The organism is Reichenbachiella sp. MALMAid0571, from assembly GCF_040151475.1.
In the GTDB taxonomy this organism is placed as follows: Bacteria; Bacteroidota; Bacteroidia; order Cytophagales; family Cyclobacteriaceae; genus CAXBNB01.
This window is the reverse complement of sequence record NZ_JBDKWG010000029.1, coordinates 1-14595: the sequence shown is the minus strand read 5'-3', so window position 1 is coordinate 14595 and position 14595 is coordinate 1. Positions and strand designations below refer to the sequence as shown.

At 37.3% G+C, this 14595-nt stretch carries 16 protein-coding genes and 1 rRNA gene; 13 read left to right on the top strand and 4 right to left on the bottom strand.

Features of this window, described 5'->3' with window-relative positions:
* The 4 genes from rrf to prfB all read left to right on the top strand — a co-directional run.
* Positions 1-74: ribosomal RNA gene (gene rrf / locus AAOP42_RS23710) — 5S ribosomal RNA — on the top strand; the annotation flags it as partial.
* A 120-nt stretch (positions 75-194) separates the two neighbouring features.
* On the top strand, positions 195-743 hold the full coding sequence (locus tag AAOP42_RS00375) for a cob(I)yrinic acid a,c-diamide adenosyltransferase (RefSeq protein ID WP_349526471.1): 549 nt from the start codon (positions 195-197) through the stop codon (positions 741-743).
* A gap of 253 nt (positions 744-996) precedes the next feature.
* Positions 997-2055 carry a branched-chain amino acid aminotransferase gene (locus AAOP42_RS00370; RefSeq protein ID WP_349526470.1) on the top strand — a complete coding sequence of 353 codons (1059 nt, stop codon included), beginning with the start codon at positions 997-999 and terminating at the stop codon, positions 2053-2055.
* A gap of 303 nt (positions 2056-2358) precedes the next feature.
* Positions 2359-3450, top strand: a complete 1092-nt coding sequence (gene prfB / locus AAOP42_RS00365; RefSeq protein WP_349526469.1) for a peptide chain release factor 2 — start codon at positions 2359-2361, stop codon at positions 3448-3450.
* Positions 3451-3453: 3 nt separating this feature from the next.
* On the opposite strand, the gene AAOP42_RS00360 is transcribed toward prfB, so the two are convergent.
* On the bottom strand, positions 3454-4155 hold the full coding sequence (locus tag AAOP42_RS00360) for a LytR/AlgR family response regulator transcription factor (protein ID WP_349526468.1): 702 nt from the start codon (positions 4153-4155) through the stop codon (positions 3454-3456).
* 38 nt (positions 4156-4193) lie between these two features.
* On the bottom strand, positions 4194-4781 hold the full coding sequence (locus AAOP42_RS00355; RefSeq protein ID WP_349526467.1) for a riboflavin synthase: 588 nt from the start codon (positions 4779-4781) through the stop codon (positions 4194-4196).
* 108 nt (positions 4782-4889) lie between these two features.
* On the opposite strand from AAOP42_RS00355, the gene AAOP42_RS00350 reads away from it, so the two are divergent.
* The 7 genes from AAOP42_RS00350 to AAOP42_RS00320 all read left to right on the top strand — a co-directional run bounded on the left by AAOP42_RS00350 (position 4890) and on the right by AAOP42_RS00320 (position 11436).
* Positions 4890-5537, top strand: a complete 648-nt coding sequence (locus tag AAOP42_RS00350) for a protein-L-isoaspartate(D-aspartate) O-methyltransferase (RefSeq protein ID WP_349526466.1) — start codon at positions 4890-4892, stop codon at positions 5535-5537.
* An 18-nt stretch (positions 5538-5555) separates the two neighbouring features.
* A complete protein-coding gene (locus tag AAOP42_RS00345) occupies positions 5556-6077 on the top strand; it encodes an acyl-CoA thioesterase (protein WP_349526465.1) in 522 nt (173 codons plus the stop codon).
* 2 nt (positions 6078-6079) lie between these two features.
* Positions 6080-6628, top strand: coding sequence for a hypothetical protein (locus AAOP42_RS00340; protein WP_349526464.1), 549 nt, complete (start codon positions 6080-6082; stop codon positions 6626-6628).
* 113 nt (positions 6629-6741) lie between these two features.
* Positions 6742-7131: a BlaI/MecI/CopY family transcriptional regulator gene (locus AAOP42_RS00335; protein WP_349526463.1), complete on the top strand. Its 390-nt coding sequence runs from the start codon at positions 6742-6744 to the stop codon at positions 7129-7131.
* A complete protein-coding gene (locus tag AAOP42_RS00330) occupies positions 7128-10115 on the top strand; it encodes a M56 family metallopeptidase (RefSeq protein ID WP_349526462.1) in 2988 nt (995 codons plus the stop codon). Before AAOP42_RS00335 ends, AAOP42_RS00330 begins: the two co-directional genes overlap by 4 nt.
* Before the next feature lie 224 nt (positions 10116-10339).
* Positions 10340-10582, top strand: coding sequence for a DUF4369 domain-containing protein (locus AAOP42_RS00325; protein WP_349526461.1), 243 nt, complete (start codon positions 10340-10342; stop codon positions 10580-10582).
* Positions 10579-11436 (top strand): TlpA family protein disulfide reductase, encoded by an 858-nt coding sequence (locus AAOP42_RS00320; RefSeq protein WP_349526460.1) that lies wholly within the window; start codon positions 10579-10581, stop codon positions 11434-11436. Before AAOP42_RS00325 ends, AAOP42_RS00320 begins: the two co-directional genes overlap by 4 nt.
* Before the next feature lie 15 nt (positions 11437-11451).
* On the opposite strand, the gene AAOP42_RS00315 is transcribed toward AAOP42_RS00320, so the two are convergent.
* On the bottom strand, positions 11452-11775 hold the full coding sequence (locus AAOP42_RS00315) for a type II toxin-antitoxin system RelE/ParE family toxin (RefSeq protein ID WP_349526459.1): 324 nt from the start codon (positions 11773-11775) through the stop codon (positions 11452-11454).
* Positions 11759-11971: a hypothetical protein gene (locus tag AAOP42_RS00310; protein ID WP_349526458.1), complete on the bottom strand. Its 213-nt coding sequence runs from the start codon at positions 11969-11971 to the stop codon at positions 11759-11761. The genes AAOP42_RS00315 and AAOP42_RS00310 overlap by 17 nt, the downstream gene beginning before the upstream one ends.
* A gap of 234 nt (positions 11972-12205) precedes the next feature.
* Between AAOP42_RS00310 and AAOP42_RS00305 the strand changes: the two genes are divergently transcribed.
* Together AAOP42_RS00305 and AAOP42_RS00300 are read left to right on the top strand one after the other, a co-directional pair.
* The gene (locus tag AAOP42_RS00305; RefSeq protein WP_349526457.1) at positions 12206-12577 is read left to right on the top strand and encodes a BlaI/MecI/CopY family transcriptional regulator; all 372 of its coding nucleotides are present in this window, start codon (positions 12206-12208) and stop codon (positions 12575-12577) included.
* The gene (locus AAOP42_RS00300) at positions 12574-14481 is read left to right on the top strand and encodes a peptidoglycan DD-metalloendopeptidase family protein (RefSeq protein WP_349526456.1); all 1908 of its coding nucleotides are present in this window, start codon (positions 12574-12576) and stop codon (positions 14479-14481) included. The genes AAOP42_RS00305 and AAOP42_RS00300 overlap by 4 nt, the downstream gene beginning before the upstream one ends.
* Positions 14482-14595 lie beyond the last annotated feature (114 nt).

Below are 14595 nucleotides of genomic sequence, written 5' to 3'. Positions count from 1 at the left end.
CCGAACAGAGCAGTTAAGCCCTTCAGCGCCGATGGTACTACAGTTAAATGCGGGAGAGTAGGTCGTTGCCAGTTTATTATTTTCTACTGATGTAGATAGAATCAAAGCCTCAATTATTTTGAGGCTTTTTTTATGAGGTTTTTTGAGGGTAATTATTATATAGTAACTTATATATAAAATAAGCTAGTGTTGAAATGAAGATTTATACTAAAACAGGTGATAAAGGAACAACTGGATTGCTGGGGGGCAGCAGGGTGTCAAAAGGCCATCTGAGAATTGAAACTTATGGAACTGTGGATGAGTTGAATAGCTATATTGGATTGCTGAGAGATCAGGAGGTTTTAGTTTTAAAATCTGAAGAGTTGATTGAAATTCAAAATAACTTATTTGTTATTGGTTCTTCTTTGGCTTCTGAAGCAACAAAGGCTAAGGTAAATATTCCCAAGCTGAATGAGTACAGTGTATCAGAGTTGGAAAGAGCTATTGATAGTATGGATGAAGAACTTCCTGTTATGAAACATTTTGTTTTACCTGGAGGGAATCACTCTGTTTCATTTTGTCACATTGCCAGATGTGTATGTCGAAGAGCTGAAAGATTAGTTGTCACCTTATCGGAATCTGATACTGTAGATGTTTTGGTTATTAAATACCTTAACCGGCTTTCTGATTATCTCTTTACCCTATCTCGTTGGATGGCTAAACGACTAGGTGTTGAGGAAACACCTTGGATGCCTTCAAAGTAATATTTATTTACTTCGTTCATTTAGCGAAAAGGTGGTTGTTAAAAATGAGATTAACTTATGTCGAATCATGGAAAGTGCTTTATAACCATCTATTTGCTTTTATTTTAGAATAAATAAGTATTGTTTTTTAACAACTCATTTTGCGAAAATTTGCTCTGTATTGACTGTTTTTATTTGTTTTTTAATGAAAATAATGAGTTCATAATTTGCTAAATTTGTACTTTAGATTTGGTGAAGATAAAATTCCAGTGTTATGACAGAGACATTAGCGTTTGAAATAAAGAAGACAAAACAGTCGAGGTTGCCTGAGTTGGATACTGATAATATCCCTTTTGGAAAAGTATATTCTGATCACATGTTTGTGGCAGAATATAAAAACGGAGAATGGAATGACCTGAGAATTGAACCTTATGGCAATTTATCAATAAGCCCGGCGAATGCTACTCTTCATTATGCTCAATCCATATTTGAGGGGTTGAAGGCTTATAGAAGTAAGTCTGGTGATATTTTGGTATTCAGACCACAAGCTAATGCTCAAAGGTTGAATGTAAGTGCAAGTAGAATGTGTGTGCCTCAGTTGCCAGAGGAGTTGTTTATGTCTGCTATGACTGAATTGTTGAAAGTGGATAGTGGATGGATACCGGACAAAGACGGTACTTCTCTATACATTCGTCCAGTGATTTTTGCTGATGATCCATACGTAGGAATACGACCATCTGAAACTTATAAGTTTTTGATATTTACCTGCCCTGTAGGAGCATATTATTCAGAACCGGTGAGTGTGAAGATTGAGACTAAATATACCAGAGCTGTTGCTGGTGGAGTAGGGTATGCGAAAACTGCAGGTAACTATGCGGCATCTTTATTTCCGGCTGTTCAGGCACAGAAGGAAGGTTATGATCAATTGATCTGGACTGATGGTCAAACACATGAATTTATAGAAGAAGCGGGGACAATGAATTTATTGTTTTTGATAGGAGATACGTTGATTACAGCTCCAACCGGGGATTCTATACTTAATGGTATTACACGTAATTGTGTATTGACGCTGGCCAGAGACTGGGGAATGAAGGTGAAGGAAGAGAGGTTGAGTGTGAAAGAATTGATATCTGCCATGGAAACAGGTGAGTTGAAGGAGGCTTTTGGTGCAGGAACTGCAGCAACTATAGCTCAAATAAGGAGGATTGGGTATGCAGGCAAGGATTATGAACTTCCAAAAGAACGCCCCTTGTCTCAAAAATTATTTAATGCGTTGGATAAGATCAAAAAGGGAGAACAGGAAGATAAGTGGGGTTGGGTGTATAAGATCTAAAGAAGTTATGATCAACTCTTATTAGCATCAAAATTTGTAAAAAATTAAAATCAAAGTCCATTATTGATGGACTTTTGTTGTTTTGGACGATTTAATATTTCTTTTTTATAATAAGGTAAGGTAGAGTGTAAGACAATAGCCTGGATAGAGGCATTGTTTGAGCCCGAAATGGGTGTTGTAGGGCTGGGCTGGCGAGTGCCGAAAGCCAGAGGAATGCTAATTGTAGAAGGGAATGTTGTTGCTCCTGATAAATATTGAAGGAATCGGATTAAATTCGCATGTAATTAATAGCAAAATAGAATTATGACGTCAGATCAGTTGAAGGACTTAAAAAGTCGTGTAGAAGCGTTGAGAGGATATCTCGATTATGATGTGAAAGCACAGGAAGTGGAAGAGGAAGAGTCGATAACGACTCAGCCCGATTTCTGGAATGATCCGAAGGAAGCGGAGAAAATACTCTTGGCCATTAAGGCAAAGAAGATGTGGACAGATCATTTTGAAAGGGTTCAGGAAAGTCTGGAAGAGGTGGATACTTTGTATGAGTTTTTGAGCGAAGGAGAAGGAACAGTGACAGATGTGGATAGTGCTTATGAAAAGGCATTGACTGAGGTGGAAGAATTGGAGTTTAAAAAAATGCTTTCAGGGGAAGAAGATCAACTTTCTGCAATGATGGAAATTAACCCCGGAGCAGGTGGAACAGAAAGTAACGATTGGGCAAGTATCCTGATGAGAATGTACATCATGTGGGGTGAATCTAAGGGATATGCGATCAAACAAGTGGATTTTCAGGCAGGAGATGTGGCTGGTGTAAAGTCTGTGACACTACAATTTGACGGAGCACTGGCTTATGGTTTTTTAAAGTCGGAGAATGGAGTGCACCGGTTAGTCAGGATTTCTCCTTTTGATAGTGGTGGAAGAAGGCATACCTCTTTTGCGTCTGTTTATGTGTATCCTGTTATAGATGATACTATTGAGATTGAGGTGAGTCCTGGTGATATTGAGTGGCATACTTCTCGTTCCGGAGGTGCCGGAGGTCAAAATGTAAACAAGGTAGAAACTAAAGTTCAGTTGACTCACAAACCGACGGGAATTGTGATTGTTTGTCAGATAGAGCGTTCGCAGCTTGCCAATAAGGAACATGCCATGAAAATGTTGAAATCAAAGCTATATCAACTGGAAATGGATAAGCGGAACGCTGATCGGGATCAAATCGAAGCAGGAAAAATGCGTGTGGATTTTGGTAGCCAAATTAGAAATTATGTTTTACATCCATATAAACTGATCAAAGATGCTCGTACCGGGGTGGAACGAACGGACGTGCAAAAAGTATTGGATGGAGACCTTGATGACTACATCAAGGCGTTTTTAATGGGAGCGGAGAAAAGCAGTCACTAATATTTACAGCATATTCAGTCTGCTGAAAACCCTTTCCCGATAAGACACTCCTACTGGAATATATTTTTCGTTTATCACACAATTCATGTCTTCAAAATAGGCTATTTTGTCGAAATTGACGATATAAGACCGATGCACCCGACCAAAGATGCTTTCCGGTAGTTTTTTTTCGATTCCTTTCATGGTATGGTGTACAATGTGTTTTCCCTTGGTGGTGTTGAAAATCACATAATCTGCCATTGCCTCTATGAAGAGGATTTCATTTAATACAATCTTCTGAATTCTTGAATCCGATTTGACATATAATTCCGTAAAGTTTTCAGCTTTTTTGCGGATGTGTTCCAGAGTTTCGTTGGCTTTTACAGCGGCTTTGAGAAAGCGACCATAGCTGAAAGGCTTTACCAGGAAATCAGTAACATTTTTTTCAAAAGCACTCACTGCATATTTTTCAGCAGAAGTAATCATTATGACCTGATAGTCTGATGTCAGAGATTCGAGTAATTCGATTCCTGTCATCTCCGGCATTTCAATGTCCAGAAAAATAATGTCAACATCAGGATTATCGTGTTGAGTCAACACGTTGGATGCTTCAATGCCACTTGATAGTTCATGTGTCAATTCGAGAAAATCGGTTTTTTCTACGTACTTCCTGATCATAAGCCTTGAAAGCTCATCATCATCTACTACCATGCAGTTCAACTTCATAATGGAGTGGAGATTATTAAATTTAATTATCTCCCAATTTAAGATTTATTTAAAAGTTTGGAAACATATTTACCAATAATATCAAATTCGAGGTTTACCAAGTCGCTCTCTTTTAAGGATTTAAAATTGGTGTGTTCGAAAGTGTAGGGAATGATTGTTACTGTAAACTTGCCTTCATTTGAATTGAAGCAGGTTAAACTGACACCATTTATGGTAATAGAACCTTTTTCTACCGTAATATTCCCAATGGAAGGATCATACTCAAATTCATATAACCAACTACCGTCAAGTTCTTTTACTTTTTTGCAGATAGCGGTTTGATCTACATGACCTTGCACAATGTGCCCATCGAACCGACCGTTGGCTACCATACATCTTTCCAGATTGAAAGAATCTCCGGTACTAACATCACGTAAATTGGTTTTAAGGATGGTTTCTTCTACAGCAGTGACTTGGTGTGTGTCACCTGCAACTTTTGTAACAGTCAGACAAATGCCATTGTGTGCTACACTCTGATCTATTTTTAGTTCATTGCTGATGTTGCTTTTGATGGTAAAGTCCAGGTTACTGCCTGATTTTTCAATACTTATGATTTCTCCCTTTGATTCGATAATGCCTGTAAACATGATTAATACGCCGAATTTATATATGTGTAATATTACTGAAAATAATGTGTGTCGTAAAACCTGACCTTGTAATTAATTGCTATATTTTTGAACGAATAAAGACAGAGGATGACTGATAGTTACAAACATAAAGGAATGCGTCGTTCGCTTGTGCGAATATTAAAGGAAAAGGGGATTACGGATGATGCGGTATTGAATGCTATAGGGAGGATACCCAGGCACTATTTTTTTGATCAGGTATTTGAAGGCCATGCTTATCAGGATAAGGCATTTCCCATTGGAGAAGGACAAACTATTTCCCAACCTTATACTGTGGCTTTTCAAACGAGCCTGCTGGAAGTGAAGCCGAAGGCAAAAATTCTTGAGATAGGAACAGGATCCGGCTATCAGGCATGTGTTTTACAAGAGCTGGGAGTGAACTTGTTTACAATAGAGTACAATAAGGTGCTTTATGCAAGGACGAAAGCCTTTTTACCTAAAATGGGCTATAACCCCAGGTTTTTTGTTGGGGATGGATCGAAAGGACTGAGAGCACATGCTCCGTATGATGGTATCATTGTGACTGCCGGGGCACCAACTGTGCCTGATGCGTTGGTAAAGCAACTTAAGATTGGAGGGAAACTGGTGATTCCGGTAGGAGACAAATCCACTCAGAAGATGCTTAGGATTACGAAAATAGCGGAAGATCAGGTGGAGCAGGAAGAATTCGATAATTTTAGTTTTGTTCCTTTGTTGGGTGACAAGGGATGGAACTAAATCAATAAAGAAAAAAATATGTCAAATAAGAAGAAAAAGGCAACAGAATCAGAAGTAGTAATGACGGAACTGGTACTTCCCAATGATACCAACACTTTGGATAATATGATGGGTGGCAGGCTGCTTCACCTGATGGATATTGCTTCTGCTATTGCTGCGCAACGACATTCCAACAGGATAGTTGTAACTGCTTCGGTTGACAATGTTTCCTTCAATGCTCCGATTGCATTGGGCAATGTGGTGACGCTCAAAGCCAAAGTGACCCGTTCGTTTAATTCGTCGATGGAGGTATATATAAAAGTAACTGCAGAAGATATTCCGGCAAAAAAGAAGATAGTAAGCAACTCTGCTTTTTATACATTTGTGGCAGTGGATCAGGGAGGCAAGCCGATAGATGTGCCAGAGTTGATACCCGAAACAGAGTCGGAGGTAGAATTGTATGAGGGAGCACTGAGAAGGCGTCAATTGCGGTTGGTGCTGGCAGGAAGGATGAAACCTCAGGATGCCACAGAAGTTAAGGCACTTTTTATGGAGTCATAATTATGGAAAACACAGAATTTTTAAAATACTTTATTAATGAAGATCTTTATCTGATAAAAGCAGAAAATGATCTTTCGCAACAAAAAGTTGAGACAGTTTCTGTTCCTGAGAAAGAAACTATAGCAGGTAAGGTAGAGGAACACCAAGTTGTAGAAGAGCCTAAAGAAGTGCTGACTCCATCCAAGCCTCCTGCTTTCAAAGGAGCTAATAAAAAAGGTATTTTGATTTTGGTGGAAGATGCCGGTTCTGAATTTTTGAACGAAAAAGATTTTACCTATTTGATGAAAATATTGGGTGCAGTGAAATTAACTATAGATGAGATTGCGCTGGTGAATGTTAATAAAACCAATAACTATGTAGATATTGAATTTACCAATGCAATTGTTTTTACTTCCAATCATTCGCTTCAAATATCTAACCCAACTAAATACATCCCAAGCGTATTGAGTAATAAGAAAATCCTTCTTGCAGATCCGTTAGATCAAATAGCAGCTTCTGTTGAACTCAGAAAGGCACTTTGGGATGCTTTAAAGAACACCTTTCAAGCCTAAATTCTTCTATTTTGTAATTCTCACTGTATAAAACGACAATTGTCGTAATATTTCTTTTATTTACGACAATTGTCGTTTATGTTTGTTGGGAAGAAATTTAAAGACCAATGGATATGTCAGAAAAAAACATCCAAAAACCATCTGAAGCGGAGTTAGAAATCCTGCAAGCTTTGTGGGAATACGAACCTTGCAGCGTGAGAGCGGTTCATGAGCAACTAGTCAAGAAAAAAGATGTGGGTTACACCACCACCTTGAAGCAAATGCAGCGTATGTTGGAGAAATCATTGATCAAGCGGGATGGTACAGGCAAGTCACATGTGTATTCTGCCAATATTTCACAGTCCGATATTAAGGCCTCATTTTTTGATAAAGTACTTGATGGCGTGTTTCAAGGATCGGCAATGGATTTGGTGATGCATGCCTTGGGCAGGGGTAAAACCTCACCAGAAGAATTGGCTGAACTTCGTAGTTTTTTGGATAAAATGGAAGGGGGAGAAAAATGAATTGGCTATCAGAATATATTTCAGAAGCAATGATCCAGGTACTGGGAATGACATTTTTGCATTCTATCTGGCAGGGAGTATTGGCTGTTTTTTTAGTTTCTATGGCATTTTATGTTGTTAAAAATAAAAGAGCGGATGTCAGGTATAATATTTCTATGGGGAGCATGGTGGTGTTTTTTCTTGCTGTCTGCTACACATTTGCTATTTATTACCAAGAGATTCCTGATGCTTATATCAATAATCCTTCTCCTCAAATCGAATTTGAAGATCAGGTGGGTAGCTCAGATAATGCATTCAGTAGTGAAGTCATTACAGAAACCACCATATTTAATCCCGTTTATGATTTCTTGAATCGACATGCAGAGGCACTCGTGCTGTTTTGGCTGGTTGGTATAGTTGTGCTGTCCGTCAGGTTTGCCGGAGGTTTTTTGTATATCAGGAAATTGAGAACTATAGGTTTGAGCCCTGTGTCCGATAACTGGCAGTTTAAATTGGAAGAGTGGGGTTTAAGGATAGGTCTCAAAAAGTTGCCTACTTTTTATGAATCCAAACTGGTGAAATCTCCGGTTGCTTTTGGTTACCTCAAGCCCATGATCTTATTTCCATTGGGTATGCTCACTTCCATGCCTGTGCAGCATTTGGATGCCATGCTGGTGCATGAACTGATGCACATCAAAAATGCAGATTACCTAACGAACCTATTTTTGTCTGTAGTGGAGATTTTGTTTTTTTTCAACCCGGCAGTTTGGTGGTTGTCAGGTGTGATTCGTGCAGAGATGGAACATCGATGTGATGATGCGGCGGTTGCATTAACGGGTAGTAAAATAAACTATGCCTATGCCTTAATTGCCATACAGGAAAATCAAATTTTTCAGAACACCGAATTGGTGCTGGGGATGGCAAGAAACAAAAGCCAGTTGACAGAGCGGGTGAATAGGTTGTTTGGTTCGAAAGGGAACAGGTCGGTATTCTATGGCCGGTCGCTTATTTCATTCGTGGTTTTGCTGACATCTGTTTTGTTATTGGCTTTTAGTAGCACAGACGAGACTATTCTGGATTCTCAAACAGAAGAGAATTTGATGAAAGATTCAATAGCTTCTCCAAAGAAAGAGGTTTATTATTTCAACAATAAAATCATTGATAAAGATACCTTTTACAAGATGAGTAGGGATTCTGTTGGAGCTTCCCATGGACTTATTTTAGAGGATAGAGTTGAACTGAGGTTTTATACTGACTTACAGATGTATGAAGCTTGGAAAAAGAAAAGGAAAACTGAATCGGAGTTGGGAGAAAAAGCCAAGAATATTCAGCCAAATGAGGAAGTTTTGATCGTAGATGGTGAAATTATGCCCATTGAGTATTTAGAAATCTTACAGAAAGAGGGAAACATTGGCCTCTTTTCTGTGACCACAAAGACAGATAAGGGAAAATTTGTTGGTACTACAGAGATCAGGGTTACTACTAAGAGAGGTTTATCCTCAAACTTGAATGAAAACAAAAAAGTCGGAGGTGTGACGGGTGATTCCTTAAGGTATGAGAGGCTTCTTAATACCAACACAATCAAAGAGGATAGCTTACGTATTCGTTATCAAGCAATAGCACAATCTATGGCCAATAAATCACAAGAAATCAAAAACTTTCGTGATGGTTCAAAACCAATTATGTCAAAATACCATATGCTGGTTGCAAGGTCAATGGCTAATAGGCAAAAAAATAACCTTGGGTACTCCCCAAGAGTTGAATTTGGCTATTCATTAACCAAAAGTATTCAAGATTCTACAGAGCTGTCACCTTACCGCATTAAAGAAAATCCGGGTCTAACACTAATGCACAAAACTGCGCATGGATTCAACCAAAGTGCAAGAATTGGATTTAGTACTTCCTTTACTAAGAGTCTTGATCAAGATTCTATTCCTCCCTTAGTAATTGTTGATGGAGTGAAAGTGAAAAGTATTTCCATGATCGATCCAAAAGCGATTGAATCTATGTCAGTTTTGAAAGGTAAAGCAGCTATTGAAGCTTATGGAGAAGAGGGAGCTAATGGTGTGATGCTGATAACAACTAAGCAGATAAAAGATGGCGCTCAAGATAGCACAGCTATGATAAATTTTGAAATTAATAATTATCGAGATAGCATATCTACGGTTTTAATCAGGAAAGGGAAATCAAGCACTTTAAAAAGAACTAGTTATCATGGTTACAGCTTTAGCCTTAATGGAGCTGAAAATTCCTCTGTTGTTGTTAGAAATAGAGACTCATCTCAACCCCTGATTGTTGTTGATGGAGTAAAGAGGAAAAATATTGATGCTTTTGATCCAAAAGCAATAAAATCTCTTTCTGTAATAAAGAACAAGCGTGCAATTGACGAATACGGTGAAGAAGGTAAAGACGGAGTTATTATAATAACAACTAAAAGTGATAGAGAAATGAAACTCTCTTTGGATACGAAAATAAACGTTAAGCATTCAGTTTTCAGAAAAAGAGGTGAGTTATACTTGAAAGGTAAGGTGACAGGGAATGTAAGCAACGAAAGTATATCCGGTGTTGGTGTCAGATTTGACGGTATAGAAGGTGGTACGGTTACAGGTTCAAATGGTGAATTCGAAATACTGATACCAGTTGGTGGTCTGGTGGCTACTATAAGCCATAGACTGGGAAATGAGTATATTCCGATTGATAGAAAAAAAATCAATGAAGGACAGTTTCAGTCTGATTTTCAGAAAAGCCTCAAAGTGTTTCCCAATCCTGCTTCAGAATTAGTTAATATCCAACTTTCAATTGAAGAAGATAGTGAAGAGAAGGTAATGGTTGACATTATCAACCTAGATGGTAAAACTGTACTTAAGAATTTGAGCAGAAAGAAACTCCAAAAAGGAATGCATGAATTTCTATGGGATTCCAATAAGGAAAAAGCAGGAGTGTATTTAGTGACAGTTCAAAATGGCAATGAACGCATTAGCAAGAAAGTGGTAATTGCCCGATGACAATAGGCTTCAAAATGAAGGGCTGTGATGAACAAGATCCTTCACCAAGTTCAGGATGACAAGGTTGTATTAGTTGACAAATCAAGCTTCTCAGTTGAACGCTAGAGTAGAAATACTTCTCCATGCCTGTCACGCTGTGCGTAGCGAAGTGTCTCCTTAAATGGCGTAACAGTGGATTTTTCTTATCTACATAACAGTAAAACAACACACAGGAAATGAATACCATGAAACAAATATCAGTAGCCATACTAATAGGCGTACTATTGGCAAGTTGCCTTGAAAAAAAGGAAGGATTTACAATTACCGGACATATTGATGGAATTAAAGACGGGACATGGGTAAAATTGTATGACATTGACCAGCAAGTAAGTCTGGACTCAGCCATTTCAAAAAACGAAAATTTTATTTTAAAAGGAATGGTCGATCATCCAACATTGTGCTGGGTTAGGTGTGAAGGGAAAATGTGACATTAATAGTTGAAAATGTAGAAATGACCTTCCAGTCTCGGATTAATGACTTGGTGTTGCATTCTAAAGTTAAGGGAGGAAAGGAACAAGACTTGCAAAATGAGCTTGATGACCTTCAATACCCTTATAAAATGGCGTATGCTGGAGCATTGGACAGTCTTCAAAACAAAAAATATACATCTGAGCAAGAGTTTAGAAGGTTAAATACCAAATACCAAAGGCTTCAGCCCCTTGCTCACAAAGTATATGTGGATTTTGGGAGGTCACATGCTAATTCTTACCTGGGTCTTGATATTATTTATCGGAATAGGGGGCGTATTGGAAAGGATACGCTTAAAACTATTTATAAAAATTTAGATGCGGAACTTAAACAAAGTTCCAATGCAGTTGCCTTGCAAGTATTTCTTTATGAGGAATACGCCGAGGTTGGCAAGCGATTTATTGATTTTAGAGCAAAGGATTTGGAAGGCAATGATTTCACCTTGTCTTCTCTGGAAGGGAAATATATTTATCTGAACTTTTGGAGTAGTGGATGTGAGCCATGTAGAATGGAAAATAAGGTTATAAGTAAAAATTATAATAAGATTCCAGATAAGCTTGCAATAGTAAATTTCTCGCTTGACAAGAATGCAAGCGCATGGGATAAAGCTTCCAAAGCTGACAGCATTATTTGGCATAATGTATCCGATCTTGAAGGAGGCAAGGGGCGAGTTAAAACTATATATGGAGTTCAGGCTATGCCGACTTCATTCTTGATTGATGAAAATGGTATCATAGTTAAGAGATTTTATGGGTTTGATACAAGTGGGCGAATCATCGACGATTTGATTAAAATAATTGAAGAGAAAGTATAGCAGTTCAATACTTAGTTAAAGCTCTTTAATCAACTCAAGTAGTTCTTTGTCTGATATGCTATCTTGTTCAGATTTATCATAAATGTATATAAGATAGACGGTGGTGTCCTTAATGTGTAAATGAGTAATAACTCTGGCTCCACTGGATTTGCCTTTCCCTTTGGATTTTATTGAAAGCCGAATTTTATAGCAATTGTGTTTTATTGAAGTTCCATAAGTAGGATTAGCTTCCAGGACATTAATCAATTCGTAAAGCTCTTTTTTGAAAGAAGGGTATTTCTTGAGAAGTATTTTTGCTTTGCGCTTGAATTTAGTGGTAATTTCAATCTTCAAGTTCATTGAGGAATTCTCTTGCAGATTGTAGTTCTGTTTTTCCCTGCTTGGCTAGCTTTACTTCGTCCACTGCCTCTTTAAATTCTTCCAAAAATTCAGCCTTTGATTCAGTAAGTTTAGTTGCTTTTACAAAGGAGAAATTTTTCAGTACCTCCATGAAAAAAGCAGCTTTACTGTCCTTTATATCAAGTAGTATTTTCATGATTACATTTTAAAGAGAAAGGTTAAAGTTCACTAACCTTTCCACATCAGATGATGTAAAGTTAATTATAAAATTACAAACCATTCAGTAAGATATTAATCACCTAAAAATCTACTTCAGTTTAGCTGCCAAACCCTCTGGTTTCAATTTATAAATTCTAAAAAGTGCAGCTGATATTTTGCTTTTACAAATGTTTACTCTACTCTTGTAGAGTAAACTCTAACAAAGTAGAATATGGAATTATCAAAGAGCGAAGAACAACTCATGCATTATCTGTGGAAACTCAAGAAAGCTTTTATGAAAGACTTACTTCAGGAATTTCCTGATCCAAAACCAGCCACCACTACTGTGGCCACCTTGATCAAGCGAATGAGGGACAAAGGTTTTGTAGATTATAAGCTGTATGGAAATTCAAGAGAATATTTTCCTTTGGTACAAAAGGCTGACTATTTCTCACGTCACATGAATGGCTTTATAAAGAGCTTTTTTGACAATTCAGCATCTCAGTTTGCCTCATTTTTTACCGCTGAGGCAGACTTGACCAATGAGCAATTGGAGCAATTGAAAGGAATGATTGATGAACGTATAGAAAAGAATAAAAAATGATACTGTACTTACTGAAATCTACTATGTGCCTTGCCTTGTTATTGGGTGTTTATCATTTGTTATTGGTTCGTGCTGGTACGTTTCAATTTAATAGGTTCTTCCTGCTGTTTGGTATCTGTTTTTCCCTGGCTATCCCCTTGATACAAGTTGAAACTCTCAAAGAGACAATTTCTAATGAATTGCCTGTTGTGTTATCCATTTCCGAATTTGAAAATGAGTTAGAGACAATTGAAATCCCAACGATTGCAATGCTTGAAAATGAAAATGTAATGGAGGATTCTAAAATTGGTATTTTTAATTCCAAAGGAGTACTTCTGTTATCTATCTATTTGGTGGTAGTATTATTTCTTCTCACCAGGTATATTACTAATATTCGAAAGTTGTTAACAAGAATTGAGTCTGCTGATCGAATACGATATAAAAATGTTAGGGTAAATTTAATAGATGAAAACATTGCTCCACACAGTTTTCTCAACGGCATTTTTATTTGTAAGGAAGAATTTAAAACCAGAATTGATGATCGTCTGCTAACTCATGAATTGGCTCATGTACAACAAAAGCATTCGCTGGATATTTTATTTGTTGAATGGATTAAAATAGTCTTTTGGTTTAACCCGATAATCACACTTTATTCCAAGGCTATTCGCACAAATCATGAATACCTGGCAGACCAAACAGTCATAAAAAGCCATAAAGATATAACTGAATATCAATATCAACTATTAGAGTATTTGGCTAAGTTCAAATCACCCTCATTTGCAAGTCACCTTAATTATTCAATCACCAAAAAACGATTTAAAATGATGAAAAAGAAAATATCTAAGACAAGTGCAACTATAAGTATAGCCATGCTTGTTCCCGTTTTGTTATTTGCATTATTAGCGTTTAGTCCAGCAGTTAAAAAAATTGAACAAACGATAGTAGAGAATGTAATCGAAATAGAAGCATCACTTGATGAATCAACTTTTATTCCCAAAGAAAATACTACTCCAAGGATATCTCCGATAAGACAATCTGATATGATACGTATGTCATCGGGTTTTGGGAAAAGAAAAAATCCAATAAACCAAAAAGAACAAATCCATTCGGGTATAGATTTTTTAGCCAAAACCGGAGTTGAAGTTTTGACAACAGCTGATGGCGCAGTTGAAGTTGCTGAGAATCAGCATGGTGGATACGGGAAGCATATAAAAATACGACATAATGATGATTGTCAAACCTTTTATGCACATTTGAATGAACTGATGGTGTCAGTGGGAGATAAAGTGAAAATGGGTGATGTGATTGGCACAGTTGGAAGTACGGGGAAAAGTACTGCACCTCATCTACATTATGCAGTAATTAAAGATGACAAACACGTGAATCCAGTGAATTACATTCCAAGTATGTCAACAAACAAAATTTGGCAGGAAGAAGTGGAAGGAACAAAATCAAATGACAATCCTAAATCAAAAGGTAGTTATTCTAAGTTTACAATTGGATCTAAGACATACAGGTTAGATAATATCGTAAGAACAGTTCTAAAAACTAAACCTTCTCCAATTCATCGTATTATGTACAATGATTCAATTGGTGTGGTGATGTATTATGATAAAGAACCTGTGTTTAGAAAGTTGGATGAGTTTACCGACTTAGAAAAATCAATCTTAAATGCTCCACCAGAAAAACGTGAAAAAGTTTCACCTACCCAAAAGCAATTAGACGACTGGCTTGATCCGAATATATACGGTATTTGGTTAGATGGTGCTAGGATTTCGAATGAAAAATTGAAAGAATACGAGCCAGATGATTTTTCATCCGTTTTTGTTAGTGGTTTAGAGAAAAATGCTAAAAATTATGGGAAGCATAAATTCCAAGTGGACATTGGAACAAATGAGGCTAGGAGTCTGTCGGACTTTCAATAATCAGGAGAGTAAAAAATTCAATTTTCAGAACCTAAAATTAGATTTTGATCGTCCCTTTTTCGAATACGGTTTTGGTTTTGGTTTTTTTTCCTGTTTTTGCGCTAAACCGGACTG

What these genes read in the sequence shown, in the direction of transcription:
- AAOP42_RS00375 (WP_349526471.1), top strand. Translation starts at nt 195, where the DNA reads ATGAAGATTTATACTAAAACAGGTGATAAAGGAACAACTGGATTGCTG.
- AAOP42_RS00370 (WP_349526470.1), top strand. Translation starts at nt 997, where the DNA reads ATGACAGAGACATTAGCGTTTGAAATAAAGAAGACAAAACAGTCGAGG.
- prfB (WP_349526469.1), top strand. Translation starts at nt 2,359, where the DNA reads ATGACGTCAGATCAGTTGAAGGACTTAAAAAGTCGTGTAGAAGCGTTG.
- AAOP42_RS00360 (WP_349526468.1), bottom strand. Translation starts at nt 4,155, where the DNA reads ATGAAGTTGAACTGCATGGTAGTAGATGATGATGAGCTTTCAAGGCTT.
- AAOP42_RS00355 (WP_349526467.1), bottom strand. Translation starts at nt 4,781, where the DNA reads ATGTTTACAGGCATTATCGAATCAAAGGGAGAAATCATAAGTATTGAA.
- AAOP42_RS00350 (WP_349526466.1), top strand. Translation starts at nt 4,890, where the DNA reads ATGACTGATAGTTACAAACATAAAGGAATGCGTCGTTCGCTTGTGCGA.
- AAOP42_RS00345 (WP_349526465.1), top strand. Translation starts at nt 5,556, where the DNA reads ATGTCAAATAAGAAGAAAAAGGCAACAGAATCAGAAGTAGTAATGACG.
- AAOP42_RS00340 (WP_349526464.1), top strand. Translation starts at nt 6,080, where the DNA reads ATGGAAAACACAGAATTTTTAAAATACTTTATTAATGAAGATCTTTAT.
- AAOP42_RS00335 (WP_349526463.1), top strand. Translation starts at nt 6,742, where the DNA reads ATGTCAGAAAAAAACATCCAAAAACCATCTGAAGCGGAGTTAGAAATC.
- AAOP42_RS00330 (WP_349526462.1), top strand. Translation starts at nt 7,128, where the DNA reads ATGAATTGGCTATCAGAATATATTTCAGAAGCAATGATCCAGGTACTG.
- AAOP42_RS00325 (WP_349526461.1), top strand. Translation starts at nt 10,340, where the DNA reads ATGAAACAAATATCAGTAGCCATACTAATAGGCGTACTATTGGCAAGT.
- AAOP42_RS00315 (WP_349526459.1), bottom strand. Translation starts at nt 11,775, where the DNA reads ATGAACTTGAAGATTGAAATTACCACTAAATTCAAGCGCAAAGCAAAA.
- AAOP42_RS00310 (WP_349526458.1), bottom strand. Translation starts at nt 11,971, where the DNA reads ATGAAAATACTACTTGATATAAAGGACAGTAAAGCTGCTTTTTTCATG.
- AAOP42_RS00305 (WP_349526457.1), top strand. Translation starts at nt 12,206, where the DNA reads ATGGAATTATCAAAGAGCGAAGAACAACTCATGCATTATCTGTGGAAA.
- AAOP42_RS00300 (WP_349526456.1), top strand. Translation starts at nt 12,574, where the DNA reads ATGATACTGTACTTACTGAAATCTACTATGTGCCTTGCCTTGTTATTG.